The following is a 23,374-nucleotide window of genomic DNA, read 5'->3' as shown; positions in this document are numbered from 1 at the left end:
GGTGGCGCAGCGCCACCTCCGCGACGGGCCCCGGCGCGGCGGGCAGCAGGCGCAGGTAGTCGGCGGCGTGCTTGCTCACCTCGTCGGGGGTCGGCTGGAGCAGCTCGTGCAGGCGGACGAAGAAGCGCAGGTCGGCGGCCTCGCCACCGCGCAGGAACCGCCGTACGCATCCGTCGAGCAGCAGGTCGCGGCGGCCCTGACCGGCCAGCCTCTTGAGCGCGGCCAGCCAGGTGCCGCGCGTCAGCGGCTCCGCGCGCTCGCCCCGCAGCACCGCGCCCACGCCCTCCGCCTCGAAGAGCCGGGGAAGGAGGTGGTCGAGCAGCGGGTCCTCGCGGACGGGCGGCCGGCGTACCCAGGCCACGACGATGGGGTCGTGCTCGGGCGGGACCACGCCGGTGCGGCGCAGCATGGCCAGGGCGAGCGTGTCCATCTCGTCCGATCGGCGGCGCCGGCGGGGGGCCGGGCGCAGCCGGAGCGCGGCGCGGGTGGCGAAGTCCTCCTGCCACGCGGCCGGGCGGGCGGACAGGACGCCTTCGAGGATCGCGGTGGTGGCGCCGCTCACCTCGCCGCGGTCCTGGAACTCGCGGCGGTTGAGCCAGGCCACGACGGCCGCCGCGCCGCCGATGGTGGCCGCGCCCGCGACCCGCAGGGAGTCGGCCCAGTTCTCCCCGCGCTCGAGCGGCCAGGGCTGGTTCCAGGGGGTGTTCCACTCCCAGCGCTCGTACTCGTGGACGGTGCGGCCGGCGCGCTCGGCCCGGCGCACGTGCTCGCGCCAGGCGGCCTCGCTCTCGCGCTCCCGCCTGGCGATGCGCTCCAGCTCCCGGGCGTGGGCCCGCTCCTCGGCCACGGCGACGTGGGCGGGGAGCAGGGCGGCCACCTCGCGGCGTTCGCGCTCGCCGAGAGCGAGGACGCGTTCGGAGACCCACTGCGGGTCCCCGGTGTCGATGGCCGCCACCACCGTCTCCCATGCGGTCACGGAGCGACCTCTACGGCGACGCGGGCGGCGATCCTGGCCGCCAGCACGTGCTTGCACGGCCCCCGCGAGCCCCGGTGGTCGAACCACCACGGGCACGTGCACTCGCCGTCGGCGATCCGCACCCGCCGCACCCCGCCGTCGGTCGTCACCTCGGCCGTCTCCCCGAGCAGCCGTACGGCGCCGGAGTCCGCCAGCGCGCGGGCGGCCGTCAGCCGGGGGTTGAGCTCCGCCACCTGGTCCCTGTCGTAGGGCAGCTCGCGGTGGAAGTGGGCCGCCTCGTGCAGGTCGTAGCCGACGCGCCCGGCCGTGCCGAGCTGGGTGAGCGCGGCGCGTACGCGTTGGATCGCAAGCCCGGAACGGTCGGCGAGCAGCCCCAGCTCGACCGTGGGCTCGAAGTTGAGCAGCATGCCCACCACGTCGGCGTCGTCCGCGGCCTCGTCGGTGGCCAGGTCGGACAGCACGGCCCCCTCGCCGGAGAACCCGCGCCACGGCTCGGGCGAGACGGCCAGCGTGTAGCGCATGCCGGGCAGCTCCAGCTCCCAGGCGCTGGCCGTGGACGAGCCGTCGGCGGGCCCGTACACCCTCAGTGTCTTGGCGAACCTGAGCAGCGGCAGCAGCGTGGCCACCCGCCCGGTGCCCGACAGGCAGACCGCGCCGGTTTTCGGGCCGCGCGCGGGGCCTGAGGCCACGCGCAGGTCACGGCCCGAGGGGACGGCCCAGACGGTGGAGCGGGCGCCCTTCGGCAGGGAGCGCAGGAAGCGCACGGCGTGCGGCCCGGCCAGCTCGGCCCGCAGGTCCCAGCCGGACGCGATCACCTGCACCTCCGCGAACCCGCGCAGCCACCGCGACGGCAGCGGCACCTTCTTCTCCACGACCGCGCCGTCGAGCGTGGTGACCGTCAGCTCGTCGGGGCCGACGCCCAGGTGGAGCGGATCCCTGCCGCCCACCCTGGCCAGGGACTCGCGCAGCGGGCCGTTGACGTCGACGTTGGTGGTGCCCCGGTCGAGCACGTCGCCGTCGAGCTCCAGCACGTCGAGCCGGGCATAGACGCCGCCGCACGCCGAGAACGACTCGAACCGCAGCCGCCCGCCGTCGCACGTCACCACCGGGTCGCGGGTCCAGCCCGGCCTGGGCTGGTGGTAGCGGGCGAGCGCCACGTCCGCCACCGCGAGCAGCCCGGCCGCCGCCGGAGCCGCGTGGGTGAGCAGCCCGCTGAAGAAGCGCGGGTGCGTCTGCGGCCCCGATAACGCCGTGCCGCCGGAGGTCGAGAGACCGAGCCTGCCGTCGGTGAGCGTGGAGGGGCCCGCGTACGAATATGCCTGTACCGCCTGAGTCATGCCCCGAACGATAGAGATCACCACCGACACAAACGGGGCTGGTACGTAAACCATCCGATGTGCGACACAGGGTGCGAAACCACAATGTGGCTGGTGCTCACCGTCGACCTGGCCCGCGTCGCCTTCACCCGCTTCGCCGTACCCGCGGGTTCGCCGCAGGCGGGCTCGTGGGCGAGCGCGGAGCAGCGGATCGGGTTCGCGGCGACCCAGCTCATCCCCTCGTGGACCGCGCGCACCCCGCCGGGCTCGTGGATCGAGGTGGCGCTCCGGGCCAGGACCGAGCGGGGCGATCTCACCAAGTGGTACGTCATGGGCCGCTGGTCGGAACACGGCACCCCCCGCACCTCGGTGCCCGGTCAGGGCGACGAGGACGGGGACGTGGCGGTGGACACCTTCGTGGCCCGGCGGCCGGTCGTGGCGTACCAGGTGCGGGTCGCGGCGCACGGCGGGGACGCGCGGGTGACCGGGCTGGGCGTGATGGCCTCGGCCGTGCCGCGCCGCCCGGTCGTGGCGAGCCCCTTCGGCGCCGCGGGGGCGGTGGAGCTGGCGGTGCCCGCGTACTCCCAGCACGCGCACGCCGGGCACCATCCGCAGTGGGACGGCGGGGGTGTCAACTGGTGCGGCCCGACCTCGGTGGCCATGGTGCTGGGCCATTGGGGCCGCGGTCCCGGACCGGCCGAGCTGGCCTGGGTGGGGGACGGCGATCCGGCCCCGTCCGTGGATCACGCGGCCATGGGCACGTACGACGAGAGCTACCAGGGCACCGGCAACTGGCCGTTCAACGTGGCGTACGCGGGACGCTACGGCCTGGCCGGGTTCGTGACGCGGCTGCGGTCGGCGGTGGAGCTGGAGGCGTTCGTGCGGGCGGGCGTCCCGGTGATCACGTCGCAGTCGTTCAAGGCGGCCGAGCTGCCCGGGTCCTGCTACTCCACCAGCGGGCACATCCTGGTCGTCACCGGTTTCACCGTCGAGGGCGACATCGTCGTCAACGATCCCGCGGCTCCCGATGACGCCTCGGTTCGAAGGGTCTATCCGCGGGCAGCGTTCGAGAACGTATGGCTCAGGAGCTCGGGCAGCGGGGGCATCGCGTACCTCCTTCACCCGCCTGACCATCCACTTCCCCCATGTACGAATGGCAATTGGTGACTTGATGAGCATTCGACCGATCGACGTGGCCCGTACCGACGGCGGCCCGCAGTGGGTGGAGGCGGTGGCCACGCCCTCCGGCGTCGAGGTCTGGTGGGACGAGCCGCGCCCGGCCGAGGGCGGGCGCCGCTGCGTGGTGCGCCGCCTCCCTGACGGCAGCCGCGTGGACGCCCTGCCGCCGGGCTGGAACGCGCGCAACCGGGTGATCGAGTACGGCGGGCGCTCCTGGCGTCCGCTCCCGGGCGGCGGCCTGGTCTTCACGAACTGGGCCGACCAGCGCCTCTACCGCCTCGAGGGATCGGATCCGGTGGCGATCACCCCCGAGGGCCCGTACCGCTACGCGGACCTCTACCTCCCGCCCGGCCGGGACGAGGTGTGGGCGGTCCGGGAGACGGACGGCGTGCGGGACCTGGTGGCGGTGCCCCTGGACGGCGGCCCGGTCACGGTGATCGTGAAAGCCCAGCACTTCCTGATGAACCCCCGCCTGTCCCCCGACGGCCGCCACGTCGCCTGGATCGGCTGGGACCACCCGAACATGCCCTGGGACGGCACCGAGCTGTGCGTGGCCCCGCTGGGCGAGGACGGCACGGCGGGCGCGTACCGGGTGGTCGCCGGCGGCCCCGAGGAGTCGGTGGCCCAGGCCGAGTGGCGCGACGACGGCAGCCTGTACGCCGTGACCGACCCCACGGGCTGGTGGAACGTCCACCTCGTCCCCCTCGACGGCTCCCCCGCCACGAACCTCACCCCCATCGAGCAGGAGTTCGGCGCCGCCGCGTGGAAGCCGGGCATGACGTACCTGGACATCGCGGACACGGGCGAGCTCGCGGTCGTGTACGGCACCCCGGACCTGCGCCGCCTGGGCGTGCTGAACCCGAAGACCGGCGACATCAAAGACATCGGCGGCACGGCCACCTACTGGTCCTCGACCGTGTCGGTCGCGGGCGGCAAGGTGGCGGCCGTGGGCGCGACCCCGTACACGCCGCTGGAGGTCACCCTCGTCGACCTCGCGGACGGCACCCACGAGGTCGTGTCGCCGCGCAAGCCGCTGCCGGCCCGCGACCTGCTGCCCACCCCCGAGGCCGTGACCATCGAGGGCGTGCACGCGCACCTCTACCCGCCGACCGGCGGCCGGAGCGGCCCGAACCCGTACGTGATCTTCGTGCACGGCGGCCCGACCGGCAACCTCCCGGTGGTGCTCGACCTGGAGATCGCGTACTTCACCAGCAGAGGGCTCGGCGTGGCCGTGGTCAACTACGGCGGATCGACCGGGTACGGCCGCGCCTACCGCGAGCGGCTGCGCCACGAGTGGGGCGTGGTGGACGTGCAGGACTGCGCCAGGGTGGCGCGCGGCCTGGTCGAGATGGGCCGCGCCGACGCCGCGAAGATCGCCATCCGCGGCGGCAGCGCCGGAGGCTGGACGACGGTGGCGGCGCTCGTGCACAGCGACGTGTTCGCGGGCGGGGTCGCGCACTACGCGATCACCGACCCGGAGAGCTGGGCGGCCGAGACGCACGACTTCGAGTCCCGCTACCTGGACGGCCTGGTGGGCCCGCTGCCCGAGACCCGCGACCGCTACACCGAGCGCTCGCCGCTCCTGAACGCCTACCGCGCCTCGGGCCCGTGCCTCATGCTGCACGGCCTGGAGGACGCGATCGTGGACGTGAGCCAGGCCGAGCGATTCACCGCTGAACTGGACAAACATGGCAAAGAGTGGGCCTTGCTCACCTACCCCGGCGAGCAGCACGGCTGGCGCAGGGAGGAGACTATCGTCTCGGTGCTGGAGGCCGAGCTGGCCTTCTACGGGTTGATCTTCGGCATGGAGACTCCCGAGGTGCCGCCTTTGACACTGAAGGGGAGAGCGTGAAGAGCGTTGCCGAGATCTGCTCGGATCTGATCAGGTTCGACACCACCAACCCGGGCTCCGGTGAGCGGCCGGCGGCCGAATACGTCGCCACGCTGCTGGCCGACGCGGGGATCGAGCCGGTGGTGTTCGAGTCGGCTCCGAAGCGGACCACCGTCGTGGCCAGGATCGACGGCGACTCCCCCGACGCGTTGCTGATCCACGGCCACCTGGACGTGGTGCCCGCCGACCCGGCCGAGTGGCAGATGGACCCGTTCTCGGGGGAGATCGTGGACGGCTGCGTGTACGGGCGCGGCGCGGTCGACATGAAGGGGTCGTGCTCGATGACCCTCGCGACCGTGCTCGACCTGGCGGCGCGCGGCGTGCGCCCGAAGCGTGACCTGGTGCTGGCGTTCCTGGCGGACGAGGAGGCGACCGGCGACTACGGCTCGCGGCACGCCGTCACCGAGCACCGGGAGCTGTTCGACGGCGTCACGGAGGCGATCAGCGAGTCCGGCGGCTTCAGCGTGGCCTCCGGCGAGCACCGGGTGTACCCGATCGCCGTCGGCGAGCGCGGCACCGCCTGGATGAAGCTCACCGCGCACGGCGTGGCCGGGCACGGCTCGCGCCCGCCGGTGGACAACCCGGTCGCCACGCTGGTGCACGCCCTGTCGCGGGTGGCCTCCCACCAGTGGCCCGTACGCCTGACGCCGCCGGTGGCCGCCCTCATCGAGAGCCTGTCGGAGATCATCGGCCGGCCGATCGACCTCGACCGCCTCGACGAGGAGGCCGCCCGGCTCGGGCCGCTGGGCGGCCTGTTCAAGAGCCAGATCCGCAACTCGGCGAACCCGACGATGCTCGACGCCGGCTACAAGGTGAACGTGGTGCCCTCGACGGCGGAGGCGCACGTGGACGGGCGTTACCTGCCGGGGTCGCAGGAGGAGTTCCTGGAGACGATCGACGCGCTGCTCGGGCCGAAGATCACCCGGGAGTTCGTCAACCTGGAGGACGCGCCCGACGCGCCGTACCCGTCCGCGTTCTTCGACACGCTGGCGGGCGCGCTGGTGGCCGAGGATCCGCTCGCCCGGCCGGTTCCGTACGTGATGGCCGGCGGCACGGACGCCAAGTCCTTCGCCCGGATCGGCATCAAGGGGTACGGCTTCGCGCCCCTCATGCTCCGGCCGGACCTGGACTACTTCGGGATGTTCCACGGCAAGGACGAGCGGGTGCCGGTGGAGGGGCTCGAATTCGGCACCCGGGTCCTCACCCGTCTCCTCGCCTAGCCCCTGGGCGGGCCGAACCACGTGGTGAGCGCGGCGGCGACCCCGTCGCGCCCGCCCGCCCACGCGACGTAGCCGTCGGGTCGCACCAGCAGCACCTCGGCGTCCCCGTCGCCGGGCATGGTCGAAGCGTGCGCCACCCGCACGCGGTCGCGGTGGCCCGCCACGGCGGCGTCGAGCCCACCGTCGCCGAGCCCACCGTCGCCGAGCCCACCGTCGCCGAGCCCACCGTCGCCGGGCGCACCCTCGCTGGGCGCTCCCGGGAAGGCCAGTACGAGGCCGCGCCCGTCCCGCAGCAGCTCGGCGACCGTCCAGGCCTTCGCGGGAGTCGGCTCGGCGAGCAGGGCCACGGGGGCCGCCTCCAGGCGTGGTGCGAACCGCCCGACGAGGGGGTGCGCCGAGCCGGGCGCGTAGTCCGTCTCCGTCCCGTCGGCCATCCCCGTGAAGTGCCGCTTGGCGTCCGGCAGCTCGATCACCTCCGCCAGCACCTCCCGCAACGCCTCCACCTGCGGCCCCGGCCGCATCAGCGCCACCTGGGCCCGCGTGTTGCGCAGCACCCTGGCCGCCACCGGGTGCCGTTCGGCGGTGTAGGTGTCCAGCAGCGCCTCGGGCGCGAGCCCCCGGGCCACCAGGGCCAGCTTCCACCCGAGGTTGACGGCGTCCTGCAGCCCCAGGTTGAGCCCCTGGCCGCCGATCGGCGAGTGCACGTGCGCCGCGTCCCCCGCCAGCAGCACCCGGCCCTGGCGGTACGTCCCCGCGTGCCGGGTGTTGTCGCTGTACCGGATGCCGGTCTCCAGCCGCTTGACCACCACGTCGTGCCCCGTCACCCGCCGCAGGCTGTCCTCCAGCTCCTCGGCCGTCATCGGCGCGTCCCGGTCGCCGGGCCCGCCGTCGAACTCGATGGTGGCGATCTCCCCCGGCACCAGCGACAGGTTCACCAGGCCGCCGGGGTGGCGCAGGGACGACGTCACGGCCTCGGCGGAGGCGAGTTCGGCCACGGCGGTCCGTCCCGTCATGGTCGCCGGCGTCCCCTCGAACGCGAACCCCGACCGCTTGCGCACCAGGCTCCGCCCGCCGTCGCACCCCACGAGGTACGCGGCCCGTACCGTCCGCCCGTCGGCGAGCGTGGCGACGGCGGCGGACTCGTCCTGCGCGACGTCGCTCACCGCGCACCCCTGCCAGATCCGCACCCCCATCCCGGCGGCCCGCTCGGCCAGGACGGCCTCCAGCCGGTCCTGCTTGAGCATGAGGTATTCGGCGTCGCCGGCCTCGCCCAGCAAAGGCAGTCCGCCGAAGTGCCCCCTGATCAGGCCCTCCTGGAGCAGCTCCACCATCATGGCGACCAGGTCGGCCCCGGCGGGCTCGCGGCGCGCGGCCAGCTCGTCGAGCATCGCCCACTGCTCCCCCGCCACCGGCTCGACCAGGTCGCGCAGGGCCAGCGACTGCACGGTGCGCGCGTTGAGCGAGCGCAGGCCGAGGCTGCGCGTGCGGCGCTCCTCGCCCGTGGCCGCCTCCAGGACCAGCGGGTCGGCCCCGCCCAGCTTGAGCTCGCACGCCAGCAGCAGCCCGACCGGCCCGCCGCCGACGATGATCACGTCGGTCATCTCCGCTCCCCTACTTACGCAGTAAGCTTACGTAGTAAGTAGAACACATACACCGTAAGCTTTGTCAATCCGGGAAAGGAGCATTGAATGGCACGACGGGAGCCGCTGAACCGAGAGAGGGTCCTGGACGCGGCCCTGGAACTGGCCGACAAGGAGGGCCTGGAGGGCCTGACCATGCGACGGCTGGCCAAGGCGCTCGGCGTCGAGGCGATGTCCCTCTACAACCACGTCTCGAACAAGGCCGACATCCTCGACGGCGTGGCCGAGCGGGTGTTCGAGCAGGTCGAGCGGCCGGACCCGGCGCTGCCGTGGCAGCAGCAGGTGCGCGAGGTGGCGCTGAGCATGTACCGGGTGTTCAGCCGCCATCCGGCGGTGCCGCTCGCGCTGGTCACCGACCAGTCCAACCCGACCTCCGTACGGGCGCTGGAGCCGCTCGACGCGCTGGTGGGGGCGCTGTTCCAGGCCGGGTTCGACGACCTGGGCGCGTGGCGGGCGCTGACCGCCGTGAACAGCCTGGTGTTCGGCTCGCTGGTACTGTCGACGGGCGGGTTCACCGGAGATCCCGGCGTGCACGCGGGCGAGCAGGGGGTCAGCGCGTACGTACGCGAGATGGATCCGGCACGGCTGCCGCATTTCAGCAGGCTGCTGCGGAGCACCCGGGAGGGCGTGGACCCCCTGGCGGACTTCGAGCAGGCCCTGGACATGCTGATCCACGGCCTGGCGGCCGAGGCCCCCAAATAGTGGAACAAAGCGTTCCGTTCTGCTATGCTGAAAGCACCACGAAAGGGGGCTCACCAATGAGCGACACCACTGTCAGCGGCTGGGACATCCTCGACGGCTCGCACGAGGCGCTGCGCCGGGTCGTCGGCGCCGTGCCGGCCGGGGCCTGGCAGCTGCCGACGCCCTGCGCGGCCTGGAACGTCACCCAGGTCCTCCAGCACGCGGTCGGCGACCAGATCGGCTTCGCCGCCGCGCTGACCGGCGAGCCCGGCCCCACGTTCAACCCGTTCGAGCCGTCGGGCGCGCCGGAGACGGACCCGACGGCCTTCACCGCGGACGCGCTGGTCCGCTCGGCCCGGGCATGGGCGGGCGTCGACCGGAGCGCCGCGGAGGTGCCGACGCCGGTGCCGCCGCACAAGATGTCGCCGTGGTCCGGCTCGACGGCGTGCGCGCTGGACGCCGCCGTGCACGCCTGGGACATCGCGGTCGCGACCGGCCAGGCCTCGCCGCTCACGCCGGAGCTGGCCAGGCCCCTGCTGAAGGTGGCCATGGAGATCGTCGAGCCGCTGCGCGCCTGGGGCGCGTACGCCCCGGCGCTGGACTCGGAGCCGGGCGACGACGACGTGGCGGCGCTCCTGCGCTACCTCGGCCGCGACCCGCGCTGGACCCCCTCCTCCTGACCGCGGCGGATCAGGAGAACTTCGACTTCGGGCGGTCCTGGAGCTCGCCGTCCACGTAGATGTCGAGCTTCTCGTTGTAGAACGCGATCAGCCCGGCGACCTTCGCGCTCTCCGGCAGCGGCGTGCGGTACGACCAGGCCAGGTCCTTCTGGCCGTTGACCGTCCAGTATTCCGCCGTGCCCTTGTAGGGGCAGTGGGTGGCGGTGTCGGTGTGTTCCAGCAGGTCGAGCCGTACGTCCGTCTTCGGCAGGTAGTAGCGGGCGGGCAGGCCCGTCTCGAAGAGGACGCGCGGGCTGCGGGAGTCGGCCACGGTCACGCCGTCCACCTCGACCCGCACGTGGCGCGAGCTCGCCAGGACGTCCACCCGCGTGTACGGGTCGCGCGGGTGGAAGTAGACCTCCTCGTCCTCCTCGAACCAGGCGTCCATGGCGTCCCACTCGAAGCGGACGTGGCCGCGGATCTGCTCCAGCGGCGAGTCGGGATAGACGAGCGCGGCGTCGGCCGCCTCCGCCGTGCCCGAGGTGACGGTGTGGACCAGGCCGTCTCCCCTGCTCGGGGAGTGCTTGGTCGCGCCGGTGGCCTTGAGCGCGGACTCGTCCACGTCGGCGGCCGGGAAATAGTAGGTGGGGTAGTACGGGACCTCCCACACCAGGAGGGCGGAGGTGGAGTCGGCCACCACCCGGCCGCCGAGATAGGTCCTCACACGCTTGGCCGTGGGCTCGACGCGTACCCGGCCGCGGTTCGTGACATCCATGTCACCGCCAACCCCGGACGCGGCACCGCTATTCCGGTCCCGCGTGCGGGCGGCCGGGGCTCAGCCCAGTCCGAACGCGGCCAGCGTCGCCCACGTCGCGGCCGTGCCGACCACCGCTCCGACGATGACCTGGGGCCAGGTGTGGTGCGTGAGGCGTACGCGTGCCCAGCACACCAGCGCGACCACGGCGGCTCCGGCGATCGCGGCCGGCCAGGCGGGCAGGACGTGCGCGAACACGACGACCGTGCCCGCCGAGACGGCGGCGTGAAAGGAGATCTTCCAGCGCAGCGTCACCGGCACGGTGACGGCCAGCGCGACCAGCATCGCGGTCACGGTGGCGACGAGCAGGGTCGGGGCGCCCATCACCACCAGCAGCGCCAGCGCGACCAGCACGGCCGCCACGGCGGCGAGCAGGGGGCCGGTGCGGCGGGCGCGGTCCACGATGTGGTGGGAGTCGAGGCGGCCCGTGCGCACGCCGGCCGCGATCACCGCCGCCGGCACGCCACCGCAGATCGCCGAGGCCACCAGACCCCATGCCGCGCCGCCCCATCCCTGGGCCAGCAGGCCGACGACGGGCGGCATGGCGATCACCAGCACTTGGGGTGCCAGCAGGTTCGTCACGCGCTTCGCCACGAGGTCGGCTGTCATGTCACGAAAGAGTACGCGATCATGCCCGCCCACCCCACCCACCCCTTCCACCCCACCCGCGGCCCCTTCGAGGGGCTCGGCGGCCTCACGGATCCATCGCCCCTCAGGCGCGGCACCATCGCAGGCGCGGCACCATCCCGGCACGGCTCCCTCGTGGACGCGGCTCCGTCACGACCACGGCACCGCCGCGAGCGCCGCACTACCGCGAGTGCAGCACCACCGTGGGCGCGGCACCGCTCGTCATGCAGGTCGCATCCGGATGCGGCCCGTAAAGGGGTGGGGCGCTTGGTGGCGTGGCAGGGGTGGTGGAGTGGCCCTGGAGGCGTGAGCAACCTCACCGCAGCGCCCAGCCAGCGCGAAAGGCCCAGCGAGCGCGAGGGGCCCGGCGAGCCCGGCGAGCGCAAGGAGCCCGGCGTGCGAAGGACCGGTGGGCGTGAAGGAGCCCGGTTGTCAGCCCTTGCCGGCCGCGTTCACGATCCGCGTCGTGGAGCGGCCGGGGATGGAGGCCATCTCCCAGCACTCGGACCCCAGGATCGCCGCCGCCGCCGCGCGGGCCCCCGCGTGCGGGTCGCCGGCCGTGTGCGCGAGCGCCCCCGGCCGCATCGGGGCCAGGAGGTCGATGTAGTCCTCCGGCCCGTGCGCGTCGGGCGGCCCCGTCACGATGAAGACGCCGGCCACGAAGCGGAGCGCGGCCAGCACCTCGGCCCGCTCCTCCGCCGGGTTGAGCGGGCGGCTCGGCCCCTTCCAGGCCCGCACCCGGGGATCGTCCTCCACGCCGACGACCAGCGGCAGGCCGCGGTCGGCCACCGCGCCCAGGTAGCGCACGTGGCCGACGTGCAGGATGTCGAAGACGCCGGTCACGACCGCCGCCCCCACCCGGTCGTACGGTTGCACCCAGACGGCCTCCAGGCTGCTCACGCGACCTCCCACGCTCTCCCCTATAGGCCTAGACGACTCGTCGATCGCAGCGTACTCGGTCGGCGTCCGCGGTCGTGCAGCCGACCTCGGGCAAGGTCATTCCTACCTTTTCGCGATAATCTCCGGACCCCTGTCAGCGCGTCTCATAACGTCACCGGATTTGGGGGAGGTCGCCGTGGCACCGCCGGACTTTCACAGCGTCGACGGAGGCGACTCCGGGGATCTCGTGGCCCGGCTCCCGGGCGTGCCGTCGCAGGTGGCCAGGGCCCGGGGGCTCGTGACGGCCGCGCTCGGCCGCGACCATCCCCTGTACGACGACGCCGCGCTGCTCACCAGCGAACTGGCCACGAACGCGATCCTGCACACCAGGTCCGGGGCGGGCGGTTCGTTCACGGTGACCGTGAGCAGCTCGGAGACGGCGGTGCGGGTGCTGGTGTCGGACGCCGGGTCCGACGGGCCGCCGTGCGTGTGCCGTACGAGCGCGCAGTCCACCAGCGGGCGCGGCCTGCCGTTGATCGAGGCGCTCAGCCACCGCTGGGGCTTCACCCGCGAGGACGGCACGACGACGGTCTGGTTCGAGCTCCTGTGGTCCCACCTCTCGGCCGGGATGGCCGTCTGACTAGACGTCCAGGCGGCACAGGCCCTCGGCGAGGGCCTTGGTGGTCAGGCGGGTACGGCTGTCGCAGCCGAGCTTGGCGAAGATGTGCTCCAGGTGGGTCGTCACCGTGCGGACGCTGAGCACCAGCGCGGCGGCGATCTGCGGGTTGGAGTCGCCGGCCGCCACGCGGGTGAGCACGTCCACCTCGCGCCCCGTCAGGTCGTACGGCAGCGGGCACGGCCGTTCGGCCACCACCGCGCCCTGGAGCGCCCCCTGGAACCCGACCCCGGCCCTGAGCAGCCGCAGCTCGTGCCATCGCCCCTTGCGGTCGAGCCAGAGCCCGTGCCTGCTCAGCTCCCGCGAGTCGATGAACGCCCGGGCGAACGCGGCCATCGCCGGATCCTCCCGCAGCACGACCGACGCCTCGTGGCCCGGCACCTGGCGCCGCGTCCCCACCCGGTCGAAGGCCACCGCCCGGAAGTCCGCCGGCAGCCCGACCGGGTCGATGACGCACCTGGTCAGGTCGGTGACGTGGGCGAGCATCGGGCTGATCGCGACGACCAGCGCGCCCGTGAGCCGGGGGAAGGAGTCCTTGGTGGCCAGGTGGAGCAGCCCCGTGTAGCGGCCCTCGCTCAGGAACAGCGGCGCCGTCAGCCCCGCCCGCCAGCCGTAGGGGGCGAGGTGGCGCCGGAAGTAGCGGGCGGTGCCCGGCTCCGGCATGATCACCGGCGCGCGGGTGGCGATGGCCCTGCGGCACGCCTCCAGCCCCGCGTATTCCTCGGCCGCGTCGTGGTCGATGCGCCGGTGGCCGTCGGACACGACGCTGTGGTGCCGCCCCGTGGCCGGGTCGAACGCGACGAACTCGTAGGCGTCCACTGGGACCACCCGGCGCAGCGCCGCCATCGCCGCGTGGGCGCCGCCGCTGGCCGCGACCTGGTAGCCGACCTCGGCGAACGCCTGGAGCTGGCGGACGTCAAGGGTGATCTCGGCCACCGAGCCTTTATATCATTTGCCAAACCTTGAGGTCTTCTTGAAACTTTTTTTCACGAGCACCCGGACGCCCCGGTGAGGGCCCCACCGCCGCCGGGATCCGGGCGCCCCAGGCTCGCCGCGGGGCGGCGAGCGGATTCGCGACCTTTGTTCCGGGGCTTGGAGATCGAATAGATAACGGCCCCTTCCCTCCGCGCATAACCGGCTCGTAAAGTCCGCTGCAACGCCGTGTCGGGGAAGGAAGTGTCTTGACCGAGCTGAGCGACCGTGAGGCCGAGCTTGTCTCCGCGCACGAACAGGAACGCCCGGCGCGGCAACTCGGCGGGCCGCTGCGGCTCGGCGTGTGGATCGTGGGCGGGCTGCTGTCGGTTTATTCGCTGGTGGTGGTGTTCCGGCCGGTGGAGGCGTTGGAACACCGGCTGACGTTCCTGGCGGTGGCGCTGCCGCTGGTCTTCCTCTGCTACCGGTCGGGCTGGTCGGCGTTCGTGCCGCGGCTGTTCCGGCGCGGCACCGCCGCGAGCCCGCCCCCTGAAACACCGGCGGAGGGCGAGCCGGAGGGGACGCGGCGGTCCGAGCGGCCGTCCGTGGCCGACTGGCTGCTCGCCGCCGCCTCGCTGGCCGTGCTGGTCTATCCGCTGCTCGACATCGACGGGTTCCGCAATCGGGGCTCCGGCGCCGCGCTGACGGACCTCGACATCGTGGCGGGCCTGGCGCTGACGGTGCTGCTCCTGGAGGCGGTACGGCGCACCGTCGGCTGGTCCCTGACCATCATCTGCGTAGTTTTCCTGATTTATGCCTATTACGGCGCATATTTGCCGATTGACTGGACCATCGGGCACCGCGGCTTCGACCTCGGCCAAATCGTGTCCCAGCTGTACACCGGCACCGAGGGCTTCTTCGGCGTCCCCATGCAAGTGGCCGCCAGTTACATCATCCTTTTCACGATTTACGGCGCCGTGCTCGACTATTCGGGCGCGAGCAAGTTCTTCATCGACCTGAGCTTCGCCGCCTTCCGCAAGTCCCGCGCCGCCCCCGGCCGTACCGTGACCACGGCCGGCTTCCTGCTCGGCACCGTGTCGGGCTCCGGCGTGGCCACCACGGTCAGCCTGGGCAGCGTCGCCTGGCCGGTGCTGCGGCGGGCCGGCTATCCGAAGGAGCCGGCGGGCGGCATCCTCGCGGCCGGCGGCATCGGCGCCATCCTGTCACCGCCCACGCTGGGCGCGGCGGCGTTCATCATCGCGGAGTACCTGAGGGTCAGCTACCTCGAGGTGCTCCTGTACGCGACGATCCCCACGCTCCTGTACTACCTGGGCATCTTCCTGGCCATCGAGATCGACTCGCGCCGCTTCAGCACCCACGCCGTGCAGGTGGACGCCCCCAAGGCGGGCAAGCTGCTGCTGCGCTTCGGCTACCACTTCAGCTCGCTCATCCTCATCATCGTGCTGATGGCGCTGGACCGGTCGGCGTTCCAGTCCGTGGTGATCGCCACCGCCATCGCGTTCGCGCTGTCGTTCCTCGACCCGCAGCACCGCATGGGCCCCAAGCGCGTCGGGCAGGCGCTGGCCAAGGGCACGCTGGAGGTGCTGCCGGTGACCGCGGTGTGCGCGGCGGCGGGCATCATCGTCGGCGTCATCACGCAGACCGGCCTCGGCCTCAACCTCAGCGCGATCATCGTGGACTTCGCCGCCGGCAACCTCGTGCTGACCACGCTCATGTCCGGCATCGCGGTCATGCTGCTGGGCCTGGCCGTGCCGGTGACCGCGAGCTTCATCATCGCCGCGGTGATCATCGGCCCGGCGCTCACGACGCTCGGGGTGACGCAGGCCGAGGCCTACATGTTCGTCTTCTACTACGCGGTCCTGTCGGAGGTGAGCCCGCCCACGGCGCTGTCCGCGGTCGCGGCGGCGGCGATCACCGGCGGAAACACGTACAAGACGATGATGATGACCTGGCGCTACACGCTGCCGGCGTTCCTGGTGCCGTTCGCCTTCGTGCTGACGCCCAACGGGCAGGCGCTGCTCGGGCAGGGGCCGATCGGCACCGTGCTGCTGATGACGGCCGTCTCGGCCGTCGCCGTGGCGGCCCTCGCGCTGGCGACCGGCGGCATGAGCGGCTGGCCCGAGCGCGCGCTCGCGGCGATCGCCGCGGTGCTGCTGCTCTTCCTCGAACCCGTTCCCATCGTCGCCGGTCTGGCCGTCCTGGCCGTGGCCGTAGCCGTGCACCTCGTCAGAAGCAGGAGAAGGGACCCAGCGTGAAGCGGATCTTTGCGATAGTGGCCGTCGCCGTCCTGACCGCGGCCGGCTGCGGCGGAGGTGGCGCGGGCGGATCCGGCAACCGGCTGTCGATCGCCACGGGCGGCACGACGGGCGTCTATTACGTGTACGGCGGCGGCCTGGCCAAGCTGCTGTCGGCCAACATCCCCAACACCCAGGCCACGGCCTCGGTCACCTCGGCCTCCGTCGAGAACATCAAGCTGCTCGCCTCCGGCAAGGCCGACATCGGCTTCTCCCAGTCCGACACGGCGGCCGACGCGGTCAACGGCAAGGACACCTTCACCGCGAAGCAGCCCATCAAGGCCATCGCCCGCATCTACGACAACTACACGCAGCTCGTCGTCGCGCCCGGCGTCCGGGCCGCCAAGGTGGCCGACCTGAAGGGCAAGCGCGTCTCGCTCGGCCCGGCCAACTCCGGCACCCAGGTCGTGGCCAGGCGGGTCCTGCAGGCGGCCGGGATCAACCCGGACAACGACATCACCAAGCAGCAGCTGTCGATCAACGAGTCGGTGCAGGCCGTCAAGGACGGCACGATCGACGCGTTCTTCTGGGTCGGCGGCCTGCCCACGGCCGGCATCACCGACCTGGCCACGAGCAAGCCGGACGTGAAGGTCCTGGACACGAGCGACGTGCTGACGACCATGCAGTCGACGTACGGCCAGCAGTACGTCGGCCTCGACGTGGACCTGTCCCTCTACAAGCTGTCCGGCTCGATCAAGACCGTCGGCATCGCGAACGTGCTGCTGGTGCCCGACAAGATGAGCGACCAGCTCGCCTACGACATCACCAAGACCCTGTTCGAGAAGAAGGCCGAGCTGGCGGCCGTGCATCCGGAGGCCAAGAAGCTCGACCTCATGCTGGGCCAGCAGGTGGCGCCGGTCGAGCTGCACCCCGGCGCGGCCCGCTACTACAAGGAAAAGGCCTGACGAGGCTGCTCGCGGCGCTCGCGGTGGCGCTCACAGTGGTGGCGGCGCTCTGCTCCGGCGGGAGCGCCGGCCGCCTCACCGTGAACGGCCTGCCCGTCGTCGGGGGCGCCTTCTCCATCGGGTACGTGCACTCGATCTACCGGGCGCCCTCCGCGGAGGTCTTCACCGTGGAGGGCCGCCGGTTCACCATGCGGGAGGTCGTCTCGACCAACGAGAGCGTCCTGGAGTACTACGCGCTCGACGGGACGCGGGTGCGGACCCCGGAGGGCATGTGGGTGCTGCGCCTGGCCGTGCCGGCCACGTACGAGGAGCTGTCCCTGCTCACCACGTCGATCGGCCGCCGGACCCTCATCTCGGGCGGCCGCTGCCTGCCCCTGTTTCCGGCCGACGGCGCCGCGCGGGTGCGGCTGGCCGTGGAGGAGCGCCCGGACGCGCGGAGCGGGCCCTGCCGCCCGCCCTACGACCTGGCCGCGCTGCGATGGGCCCCGAAGGCGCTCACAGCCAGTCCTTCTTCTTGAACACCACGTACAGCATCGCGGACACGCCGGCCACCAGCAGCGTGGAGGTCCAGAACCCCCACGGTTGCCCCGAGCCCGGGTAGGGCACGTTCTGCCCGTAGTAGCCGGTGATCGCGGTCGGCACGGCGATGATCGCGGCCCAGCTGGTGAGCCGTTTCATGATCTCGTTCAGGCGGAAGCCCTGCTGGGCGAGGCGGGTCTCGCGGACGTTCGCGAGCATGTCGCGGATGGTCTCCACCCATTCCGCCACGCGCTGCACGTGGTCGTTGACGTCCTCGTAGTAGGGGGCCATGGCGGGCTCGGCGATGAAGTCCTGGTCGCGGTGGAGGAGGGTGCCGACCACCTCGCGCATCGGCATCGAGATCTTGCGCAGCCGGGCGGTGTTCTTGCGCAGCTCGTACATCCTGCGCTGCAGCGCCCTGCCGTCATGGGGGCCGTCCTCGTCGAACAGCGACTCCTCCAGCGCCTCCGCCTGCGTGTCGAGGTCCTGCACCAGGTCGAACTGGCTGTCGACCACGTAGTCGAGCAGCCCGTGCAGCAGGTACGCCACGCCGTGGCCGGCCAGCCGGGTGTTGGCGTCCCAGCGCTTGACCACCTCGCGGATGTCGAAGTGGTCATTCTCGCGGACGGTGACCAGAGCGTTCCTGGTGACGAAGATGTTCACCTCGACGGGGTCGAGCTGCCCTTCGTCGAAGTGCACCCCGTAAACGGTGATGAACAAGTGGTTGTCGTATATATCGACCTTCGGCCGCTGATGGTCGGACAGCACGTCCTCGACGGCCAGCTCGTGCAGTCCCAGCTCCTCACCGATCACGCCGAGGTCGGCGGCCGAGGGGCAGCACAGGTCGAACCAGACCGTGTTGCCGGGATCCGCCACATGGTCGGAGACCTCCTCGATCGGGAAGCCTTCCTTCTCGAGGGCGCCGTTCCTGTACAGACGTGTGTGCACTAGCCGAGTCTGGCAAATCGTCTCGCGTTACGCACAGCCGCTCCCCCAGGATCGTTGTTGAAGTAGACGTAGACGTCCCGCCAGCCCGCCTCGCGCAGGCGCTTCGCCCACGTCTTCAACGCGGTGTCGCCGTACGACCAGCCGGACGGCCCCTCGTGCAGGCGCACGTAGCCCCAGTCCGCCGTGCGCCAGAGCGGGCTCTGCGGCTTGCCCAGCCGGTCGGCCCAGCACAGCGCGGCCCCGTGCGCGCTCAGCAGCTCCCGGATGTCCTCCGTCCACCACGACTCGTGCCGCGGCTCCACGGCCACCCGGACGCCCGCCGGGAAGCAGCGCAGGCACCGGTCGAGCCGGTCCGCGTCGGCCTTCAGCGTGGGCGGCAGCTGCAGCAGGACCGGCCCGAGCTTGTCCTTCAGCTCCGAGGCGCGGCTCATCAGGCGCCCCACCGGCTCCTCGGGGTCGGCCAGCCGCTTGATGTGGGTCAGGAACCTGCTGGCCTTGACCGCCATCACGAACCCGTCCGGCGTGCGGTCCCGCCAGGCCGCGAACGTCTCGGGGCTCGGCAGCCGGTAGAACGCGTTGTTGCTCTCGACGGTCGGGAACTCGGCCGCGTACTCCTCCAGCCAGAGCCGCTGCGGGACGTCCGGCGGATAGAGCACCCCGCGCCAGTCCTTGTACTGCCACCCCGAAGTGCCCACCAGCCACGACATGCTTTACGCCTACCCAGCGGGCCGGGGTGCAGTACTGTCTTCAGCCGAGGAGGACACTTACTTCGATGGGCGCCAATCACGGGCATCCCCCCAGCTCCCGGCGTACGGTGATGGCCGGCCTGGCCGTGCTCGTACCGCTGGCGATCATCACCCTCGCCGGCCTGCTGTGGCTCTGGCCGGACGGAAAAGTGAGCACCGGCACCACCCAGTCCAGCGTGCAGCGGGTCACCGGGACGATCACCGGTGTCACGCTCAAGAAGTGCCCCGCCGCCTCCGAAGGCGCGCCCCAGCCCGACCCGGCCACCTGCGGCAACGCCGACGTCCGCGTCGAGGGCGGCCAGAGCGTCACGCTCCGGCTGCCCAGCGGGCCCGGGGCCCAGCACTTCGCCGCGGGCGACGACGTGATCCTGCTGCGCGACGCGGACGGCGAGCACCAGATCTCCGACCACGACCGGTCGACGCCGCTGTGGCTGTTCGGAGCCGCCTTCGCGCTGGCGGTCATCGCCTTCGGCCGCTGGCGCGGGGTGACGGCGCTGGTGGGGCTGGCGGTGACGTTCGTGCTGCTGCTGACGTTCGTCATCCCCGGCATCCTGGAGGGTGAGCCGCCCCTGCTGGTGGCCATCGTGGGGGCCTCGGCGATCATGCTGCTGGTCCTCTACCTCACGCACGGCTTCTCGCTGGCCACGTCGATGGCCGTGCTGGGCACGCTGGCCAGCCTGGCGCTGACGGGCCTGCTGTCGTACGGGGCGCTGGGGTTCGCCCGGCTCAACGGCATCACCGACGACAGCGCGCTGGCGCTGGACATGAGCCTGAAGATCGACACGCAGGGCCTGCTGCTGGCCAGCATCATCATCGGCGCGCTGGGGGTGCTCGACGACGTCACGGTCACCCAGGCCGTCACGGTGGCCGAGCTGGCGCACGCCAACCCCTCGTACGGCTTCGCCCGCCTCTACCGGGCGGCCGGCCGCATCGGCCGGGCGCACATCGCGTCGGTGATCAACACGATCATCCTGGCGTACGCGGGGGCTTCGCTGCCGTTGCTGCTGCTGTTCAGCATCGGGCAGCAGCCGCTGGGTGAGGTGCTGACGACGCCGGTCATCGCCCAGGAGATCGTCCGCAGCATCGTCGGCACGCTGGGGCTCATCGCCGCCGTGCCCATCACCACGGCGCTGGCGGCCCTGACGGCCTCCCGCCACCACCCGGAGGAGGACGCCCAGGAGCCTCCCGCCCGGCGGGAGGCGCAGGAGAGCTTCTTCACGCCGCACGCCCACCAGCACGACCCCGCCCAACACCCGGGCGAGCGCCCGGCCCGGCACCGCCGGCGGACGCGCACCTGATCGCGGCCGCCCGTCAGAGGGCCTCGGCGCTGCCGTCCACCCGCAGCTTCCGCCGGGCCCGCTCGTAGAACGTGGTGCCCAGCCGTACGACCTTCGCCGCCCCCGGCCACGCGGCCACGGTGACGGTGTCGCCGGGGCACAGGTGGGTCACCACGGCCCCGTCGACCTCCACCGCCAGCCGCCCGCTGGTGGGCAGCACCTCCAGCGTGACCTCCTCGTCGGCGGGCAGCACCAGCGCCCGGTTGAACGACGAGTGGGCGGCGGCGGGCACCACCAGCACCGCCTCCACCCGGGGCGACACGATGGGACCGCCGGCCGAGAAGCTGTAGGCGGTCGAGCCCGTGGAGGTCGCCACGATCACCGCGTCGGCCGCGAAGCGCACGAAGTCGCTGCCCGCCGGGGTGACGGCGATCGCGGCCAGCCCTTCCCCGGGGATGCGGACCAGCGCGATGTCGTTGAACGCGGTCACGTCCGCGCCGCCGAGCCGGCTCTTGATCGCCATGCGCGGCTCGATCGTGTAGCGGTGGTCGTCGATGGCCGACAGCGTGTCCGCCAGCTCGTCCACGTCGATCTCGGCCAGGAAGCCGAGTTTGCCGAGGTTGACCCCCAGGATGGGGGTGGGCCGGCCGGCCAGCAGCCGCATGGTCCGCAGCATCGTGCCGTCGCCGCCCAGCCCGACCAGCAGGTCGGCCCGCTCGACGAGGGCCTCGGCGTCCACGGCCACGGCGGAGCAGTCGATCCGCCCCACTTCCTCGGGCAGCCCGAGCACGGTGGCGCCCTTGTCACCGGCCCAGCGCAGGATGGTGTCTATCGCCTTCTTGGAGTCGCGCCGTGGGTGCAGCACCAGCCCGACCGTACCGACCATGCCCATGAGGCCAACACTAGGCCAGCCGTCATGGGCTGTCGGCATGGACCTGCCGAAGTCGTCAGCGGACGAGGCAGGGGCGCTTCGGGTCGAAGACCCAGTCCTTCACCAGATACCGCATGGCCACGGAGTCGTCGCGGGCGCCGAGGCCGTGGCGCAGGTAGAGCTCGTGGGCCTCGGCCAGGGCCGCGCGGTCGAGCTCGACGCCGAGCCCGGGGGTCGTCGGCACCTCGATCGCGCCGTCCGTGATCCGGAACGGGCTGGTCGTCAGGGCCTGGCCGTCCTGCCAGATCCAGTGCGTGTCCAGCGCCGTGATCTCCCCCGGGGCCGCCGCCCCGACATGGGTGAACATCGCCAGCGAGATGTCGAAGTGGTTGTTGGAGTGAGAGCCCCAGGTCAGCCCGAAGTCGTGGCAGAGCTGGGCGACGCGGACCGACCCGGCCATGGTCCAGAAGTGCGGGTCGGCCAGCGGGATGTCCACCGCCCCGGCGCGTACGGCGTGGGCCATCTCCCGCCAGTCGGTGGCGATCATGTTCGTCGCGGTGGGCAGCCCGGTCGCCCGTCTGAACTCGGCCATCGTCTCCCGGCTGGAGAAGCGGCCCTCGGCCCCGCACGGGTCCTCGGCGTAGGCCAGGACGCCGCCCAGCCCGCGGCACAGCCGTACGGCGTCGGCGAGCAGCCAGCCGCCGTTGGGGTCGAGGGTGACGCGCGCCTCGGGGAAGCGGCGGGCCAGCGCCGTGACCGCCTCGATCTCCTCCTCGCCCGTCAGCACCCCGCCCTTGAGCTTGAAGTCGGCGAAGCCGTAACGCTCCTGGGCGGCCTCGGCCAGCGCGACCACCGCGTCGGGCGTGAGCGCCTCCTGGCGGCGCAGCCACGACCAGCGGTCCTCGCCCGCGTCGTCCACCCGGTAGGGCAGGTCGGTCCTGCCCGGGTCGCCGACGTAGAAGAGGTAGCCCAGCATCGGCACCCGGTCCCGCTGACGGCCCTCGCCGAGCAGGTCGGCCACCGGCAGGCCCAGGTACTGGCCGTGCAGGTCGAGCAGGGTGGACTCCAGGCCGGTGACCGCGTGCACGGTGGTGCGCAGGTCGAAGGTCTGGGCGCCGCGCCCGCCCGCGTCCCGGTCGGCGAACCGCTCGGACACCGACCGCAGCAGGCTGCGGTACCGGGCCACGGGCTCGCCGGCCAGCAGCGCGCCCGCCTCCTCGACCGTCCTCCGGATCGCCTCGCCGCCGGGCACCTCGCCGAGGCCGGTGCGGCCGTCGGAGTCGGTGGTGATGACGACGTTGCGGGTGAAGAAGGGGCCGTGGGCGCCGCTGAGGTTGAGCAGCATGCTGTCGTACCCGGCCACCGGGACGACCTCGACGCGCTGGATGGTGGGAGACATGGGGCCCTAGCTGATCTTGTTGATGAGCGCGGTCAGCTCGGCGAGCTCGCCGTCGGTGAGGTTCTGCAGCGGCGGCCGGACGGGGCCCGCCGGGCGCCCGACGGCGGCCAGGCCCGCCTTGATGATCGAGACGGCGTACCCCTTCTGCCGGTCGCGGATGTCCAGGTACGGGATCACGAACTCCTTGATCCGCCGGTAGACGGCGTCCCGGTTCTGGGCGCGGACGTCGGCGTAGAAGTCGAGCGCGTACTGCGGGACGAAGTTGAAGATCGCCGAGGAGTACGTGCTCATGCCGAGCTGCAGCAGCGGCAGCGCGAACGTCTCGGCCGTGGGCAGGCCGCCGATGTAGGCCAGGCGGTCGCCGACGGTGGCGTAGATGCGGGTGAGGTGCTCGATGCTGCCGACGCCGTCCTTGAACCCGACGAGGTTCGGGTTGCGGTCGGCCAGGGCCTCGACGGAGCGGTCGTTCAGGATCGCGTTGGCCCGGCTGTAGACGATCACGCCGAGGTTGGTGGCGCGGCACACCGCGGAGACGTGCTCCACCAGGCCCGCCTGCCCGGCCTCCGTGAGGTAGGGGGGCATGAGCAGCAACCCGTCGGCCCCGGCGGCCTCGGCGGCCTGGGCCTGCGCGACGGCGTTCGCGGTGCCGCCGGTGGCGGGGGCCACGACCGGCAGCCTGCCGTTCACCTCGCCGACCGCCGCCCGCACCACCCGGTCGATCTCGGCGGGGGTGAGCGAGAAGCCCTCGCCGGTGCCGCCCGCGGCGAACAGTCCGGCCACGGGGTACGCGCTCAACCAGGACAGGTGGTCACGGTAACCCGCCTCGTCGAACTCCAGGTCCTGCGTGAAATGGGTGACAGGGAACGACAGCAGGCCGCTCTTGAGCTGGGCGGCGAGCTCTTGGGGCGAGATATTCGGCATGAA

The 23,374-nt window shown here is 72.4% G+C and carries 22 protein-coding genes; 10 read left to right on the top strand and 12 right to left on the bottom strand.

From position 1 onward, the window contains the following. Both ACWDX9_RS09375 and ACWDX9_RS09370 read right to left on the bottom strand, forming a co-directional pair. Positions 1 to 976 (bottom strand): hypothetical protein (locus tag ACWDX9_RS09375; RefSeq protein ID WP_449951034.1); only part of this gene is annotated, 976 nt, incomplete at its 3' end. Beyond that, positions 973 to 2,313 carry an SWIM zinc finger family protein gene (locus tag ACWDX9_RS09370; protein ID WP_449951031.1) on the bottom strand — a complete coding sequence of 447 codons (1,341 nt, stop codon included), beginning with the start codon at positions 2,311 to 2,313 and terminating at the stop codon, positions 973 to 975. The genes ACWDX9_RS09375 and ACWDX9_RS09370, both read right to left, overlap by 4 nt. Before the next feature lie 84 nt (positions 2,314 to 2,397). Here ACWDX9_RS09370 and ACWDX9_RS09365 point away from each other — a divergent pair, with 84 nt between their 5' ends. Genes ACWDX9_RS09365 through ACWDX9_RS09355 form a run of 3 tightly spaced genes read left to right on the top strand, consistent with a single transcriptional unit; the run spans position 2,398 to position 6,582 of the window. Beyond that, positions 2,398 to 3,459 carry a C39 family peptidase gene (locus tag ACWDX9_RS09365; protein ID WP_449951028.1) on the top strand — a complete coding sequence of 354 codons (1,062 nt, stop codon included), beginning with the start codon at positions 2,398 to 2,400 and terminating at the stop codon, positions 3,457 to 3,459. A gap of 4 nt (positions 3,460 to 3,463) precedes the next feature. Continuing rightward, positions 3,464 to 5,323: a prolyl oligopeptidase family serine peptidase gene (locus tag ACWDX9_RS09360; protein ID WP_449951026.1), complete on the top strand. Its 1,860-nt coding sequence runs from the start codon at positions 3,464 to 3,466 to the stop codon at positions 5,321 to 5,323. Next, complete coding sequence (locus ACWDX9_RS09355; protein WP_449951023.1) at positions 5,320 to 6,582, top strand: M20/M25/M40 family metallo-hydrolase; 1,263 nt, start codon at positions 5,320 to 5,322, stop codon at positions 6,580 to 6,582. The genes ACWDX9_RS09360 and ACWDX9_RS09355 overlap by 4 nt, the downstream gene beginning before the upstream one ends. Here the strand turns inward: ACWDX9_RS09355 and ACWDX9_RS09350 are convergent. After that, a complete protein-coding gene (locus tag ACWDX9_RS09350) occupies positions 6,579 to 8,183 on the bottom strand; it encodes an FAD-dependent monooxygenase (RefSeq protein ID WP_449951020.1) in 1,605 nt (534 codons plus the stop codon). The two genes, ACWDX9_RS09355 and ACWDX9_RS09350, sit on opposite strands and share 4 nt — an antisense overlap. A gap of 87 nt (positions 8,184 to 8,270) precedes the next feature. Between ACWDX9_RS09350 and ACWDX9_RS09345 the strand changes: the two genes are divergently transcribed. Next, on the top strand, positions 8,271 to 8,924 hold the full coding sequence (locus tag ACWDX9_RS09345) for a TetR/AcrR family transcriptional regulator C-terminal domain-containing protein (protein ID WP_449951019.1): 654 nt from the start codon (positions 8,271 to 8,273) through the stop codon (positions 8,922 to 8,924). Positions 8,925 to 8,980: 56 nt separating this feature from the next. Continuing rightward, positions 8,981 to 9,583: a TIGR03086 family metal-binding protein gene (locus ACWDX9_RS09340; protein WP_449951016.1), complete on the top strand. Its 603-nt coding sequence runs from the start codon at positions 8,981 to 8,983 to the stop codon at positions 9,581 to 9,583. A 10-nt stretch (positions 9,584 to 9,593) separates the two neighbouring features. Here the strand turns inward: ACWDX9_RS09340 and ACWDX9_RS09335 are convergent, their stop codons facing one another. The 3 genes from ACWDX9_RS09335 to ACWDX9_RS09325 all read right to left on the bottom strand — a co-directional run bounded on the left by ACWDX9_RS09335 (position 9,594) and on the right by ACWDX9_RS09325 (position 11,903). Further along, the gene (locus tag ACWDX9_RS09335; protein ID WP_449951014.1) at positions 9,594 to 10,337 is read right to left on the bottom strand and encodes a DUF427 domain-containing protein; all 744 of its coding nucleotides are present in this window, start codon (positions 10,335 to 10,337) and stop codon (positions 9,594 to 9,596) included. Between the two features lie 60 nt (positions 10,338 to 10,397). Beyond that, entirely contained in the window at positions 10,398 to 10,985 is a 588-nt protein-coding gene (locus ACWDX9_RS09330) for a hypothetical protein (protein ID WP_449951012.1), read from the bottom strand. Positions 10,986 to 11,435: 450 nt separating this feature from the next. After that, positions 11,436 to 11,903, bottom strand: a complete 468-nt coding sequence (locus ACWDX9_RS09325) for an adenylyltransferase/cytidyltransferase family protein (RefSeq protein WP_449951010.1) — start codon at positions 11,901 to 11,903, stop codon at positions 11,436 to 11,438. Positions 11,904 to 12,078: 175 nt separating this feature from the next. Between ACWDX9_RS09325 and ACWDX9_RS09320 the strand changes: the two genes are divergently transcribed. Continuing rightward, entirely contained in the window at positions 12,079 to 12,522 is a 444-nt protein-coding gene (locus ACWDX9_RS09320) for an ATP-binding protein (protein WP_363964042.1), read from the top strand. Here the strand turns inward: ACWDX9_RS09320 and ACWDX9_RS09315 are convergent, their stop codons facing one another. Further along, positions 12,523 to 13,494: a response regulator transcription factor gene (locus tag ACWDX9_RS09315; protein ID WP_449951007.1), complete on the bottom strand. Its 972-nt coding sequence runs from the start codon at positions 13,492 to 13,494 to the stop codon at positions 12,523 to 12,525. 245 nt (positions 13,495 to 13,739) lie between these two features. Here ACWDX9_RS09315 and ACWDX9_RS09310 point away from each other — a divergent pair, with 245 nt between their 5' ends. Genes ACWDX9_RS09310 through ACWDX9_RS09300 form a run of 3 tightly spaced genes read left to right on the top strand, consistent with a single transcriptional unit; the run spans position 13,740 to position 17,208 of the window. Beyond that, positions 13,740 to 15,746, top strand: coding sequence for a TRAP transporter permease (locus ACWDX9_RS09310; protein WP_449951004.1), 2,007 nt, complete (start codon positions 13,740 to 13,742; stop codon positions 15,744 to 15,746). Continuing rightward, positions 15,743 to 16,690 (top strand): TAXI family TRAP transporter solute-binding subunit, encoded by a 948-nt coding sequence (locus ACWDX9_RS09305; RefSeq protein WP_449951001.1) that lies wholly within the window; start codon positions 15,743 to 15,745, stop codon positions 16,688 to 16,690. The genes ACWDX9_RS09310 and ACWDX9_RS09305 overlap by 4 nt, the downstream gene beginning before the upstream one ends. 23 nt (positions 16,691 to 16,713) lie before the next feature. Beyond that, the gene (locus ACWDX9_RS09300) at positions 16,714 to 17,208 is read left to right on the top strand and encodes a DUF1850 domain-containing protein (RefSeq protein ID WP_449950998.1); all 495 of its coding nucleotides are present in this window, start codon (positions 16,714 to 16,716) and stop codon (positions 17,206 to 17,208) included. Here the strand turns inward: ACWDX9_RS09300 and ACWDX9_RS09295 are convergent. Together ACWDX9_RS09295 and ACWDX9_RS09290 are read right to left on the bottom strand one after the other, a co-directional pair. After that, entirely contained in the window at positions 17,186 to 18,157 is a 972-nt protein-coding gene (locus ACWDX9_RS09295; protein ID WP_449950996.1) for a magnesium transporter CorA family protein, read from the bottom strand. The genes ACWDX9_RS09300 and ACWDX9_RS09295 overlap by 23 nt on opposite strands. Continuing rightward, a complete protein-coding gene (locus ACWDX9_RS09290; RefSeq protein WP_449950993.1) occupies positions 18,157 to 18,864 on the bottom strand; it encodes a DUF72 domain-containing protein in 708 nt (235 codons plus the stop codon). The genes ACWDX9_RS09295 and ACWDX9_RS09290 overlap by 1 nt, the downstream gene beginning before the upstream one ends. A gap of 65 nt (positions 18,865 to 18,929) precedes the next feature. Between ACWDX9_RS09290 and ACWDX9_RS09285 the strand changes: the two genes are divergently transcribed. Then, positions 18,930 to 20,201, top strand: coding sequence for a YibE/F family protein (locus ACWDX9_RS09285; RefSeq protein ID WP_449950990.1), 1,272 nt, complete (start codon positions 18,930 to 18,932; stop codon positions 20,199 to 20,201). Positions 20,202 to 20,214: 13 nt separating this feature from the next. Here ACWDX9_RS09285 and ACWDX9_RS09280 read toward each other — a convergent pair whose 3' ends face one another. The 3 genes from ACWDX9_RS09280 to kdgD are packed head-to-tail and all read right to left on the bottom strand — an operon-like array spanning position 20,215 to position 23,371. Continuing rightward, positions 20,215 to 21,072 (bottom strand): NAD(+)/NADH kinase, encoded by an 858-nt coding sequence (locus ACWDX9_RS09280; RefSeq protein WP_449950987.1) that lies wholly within the window; start codon positions 21,070 to 21,072, stop codon positions 20,215 to 20,217. A gap of 55 nt (positions 21,073 to 21,127) precedes the next feature. Beyond that, positions 21,128 to 22,450 (bottom strand): enolase C-terminal domain-like protein, encoded by a 1,323-nt coding sequence (locus ACWDX9_RS09275; protein ID WP_449950984.1) that lies wholly within the window; start codon positions 22,448 to 22,450, stop codon positions 21,128 to 21,130. Between the two features lie 6 nt (positions 22,451 to 22,456). Continuing rightward, on the bottom strand, positions 22,457 to 23,371 hold the full coding sequence (gene kdgD, locus ACWDX9_RS09270; protein ID WP_449950981.1) for a 5-dehydro-4-deoxyglucarate dehydratase: 915 nt from the start codon (positions 23,369 to 23,371) through the stop codon (positions 22,457 to 22,459). Positions 23,372 to 23,374 lie beyond the last annotated feature (3 nt).

It is taken from the genome of Nonomuraea sp. NPDC003201, from assembly GCF_053590415.1.
This window is presented reverse-complemented; position numbering and strand designations above follow the sequence as displayed.

Excerpts from the sequence above, each read along its gene's own strand:
- ACWDX9_RS09330 (WP_449951012.1), bottom strand. The coding sequence starts at position 10,985 with ATGACAGCCGACCTCGTGGCGAAGCGCGTGACGAACCTGCTGGCACCC.
- ACWDX9_RS09360 (WP_449951026.1), top strand. The coding sequence starts at position 3,464 with ATGAGCATTCGACCGATCGACGTGGCCCGTACCGACGGCGGCCCGCAG.
- ACWDX9_RS09280 (WP_449950987.1), bottom strand. The coding sequence starts at position 21,072 with ATGGGCATGGTCGGTACGGTCGGGCTGGTGCTGCACCCACGGCGCGAC.
- kdgD (WP_449950981.1), bottom strand. The coding sequence starts at position 23,371 with ATGCCGAATATCTCGCCCCAAGAGCTCGCCGCCCAGCTCAAGAGCGGC.
- ACWDX9_RS09275 (WP_449950984.1), bottom strand. The coding sequence starts at position 22,450 with ATGTCTCCCACCATCCAGCGCGTCGAGGTCGTCCCGGTGGCCGGGTAC.
- ACWDX9_RS09290 (WP_449950993.1), bottom strand. The coding sequence starts at position 18,864 with ATGTCGTGGCTGGTGGGCACTTCGGGGTGGCAGTACAAGGACTGGCGC.
- ACWDX9_RS09350 (WP_449951020.1), bottom strand. The coding sequence starts at position 8,183 with ATGACCGACGTGATCATCGTCGGCGGCGGGCCGGTCGGGCTGCTGCTG.
- ACWDX9_RS09370 (WP_449951031.1), bottom strand. The coding sequence starts at position 2,313 with ATGACTCAGGCGGTACAGGCATATTCGTACGCGGGCCCCTCCACGCTC.
- ACWDX9_RS09335 (WP_449951014.1), bottom strand. The coding sequence starts at position 10,337 with ATGGATGTCACGAACCGCGGCCGGGTACGCGTCGAGCCCACGGCCAAG.
- ACWDX9_RS09365 (WP_449951028.1), top strand. The coding sequence starts at position 2,398 with ATGTGGCTGGTGCTCACCGTCGACCTGGCCCGCGTCGCCTTCACCCGC.
- ACWDX9_RS09345 (WP_449951019.1), top strand. The coding sequence starts at position 8,271 with ATGGCACGACGGGAGCCGCTGAACCGAGAGAGGGTCCTGGACGCGGCC.
- ACWDX9_RS09285 (WP_449950990.1), top strand. The coding sequence starts at position 18,930 with ATGGGCGCCAATCACGGGCATCCCCCCAGCTCCCGGCGTACGGTGATG.
- ACWDX9_RS09340 (WP_449951016.1), top strand. The coding sequence starts at position 8,981 with ATGAGCGACACCACTGTCAGCGGCTGGGACATCCTCGACGGCTCGCAC.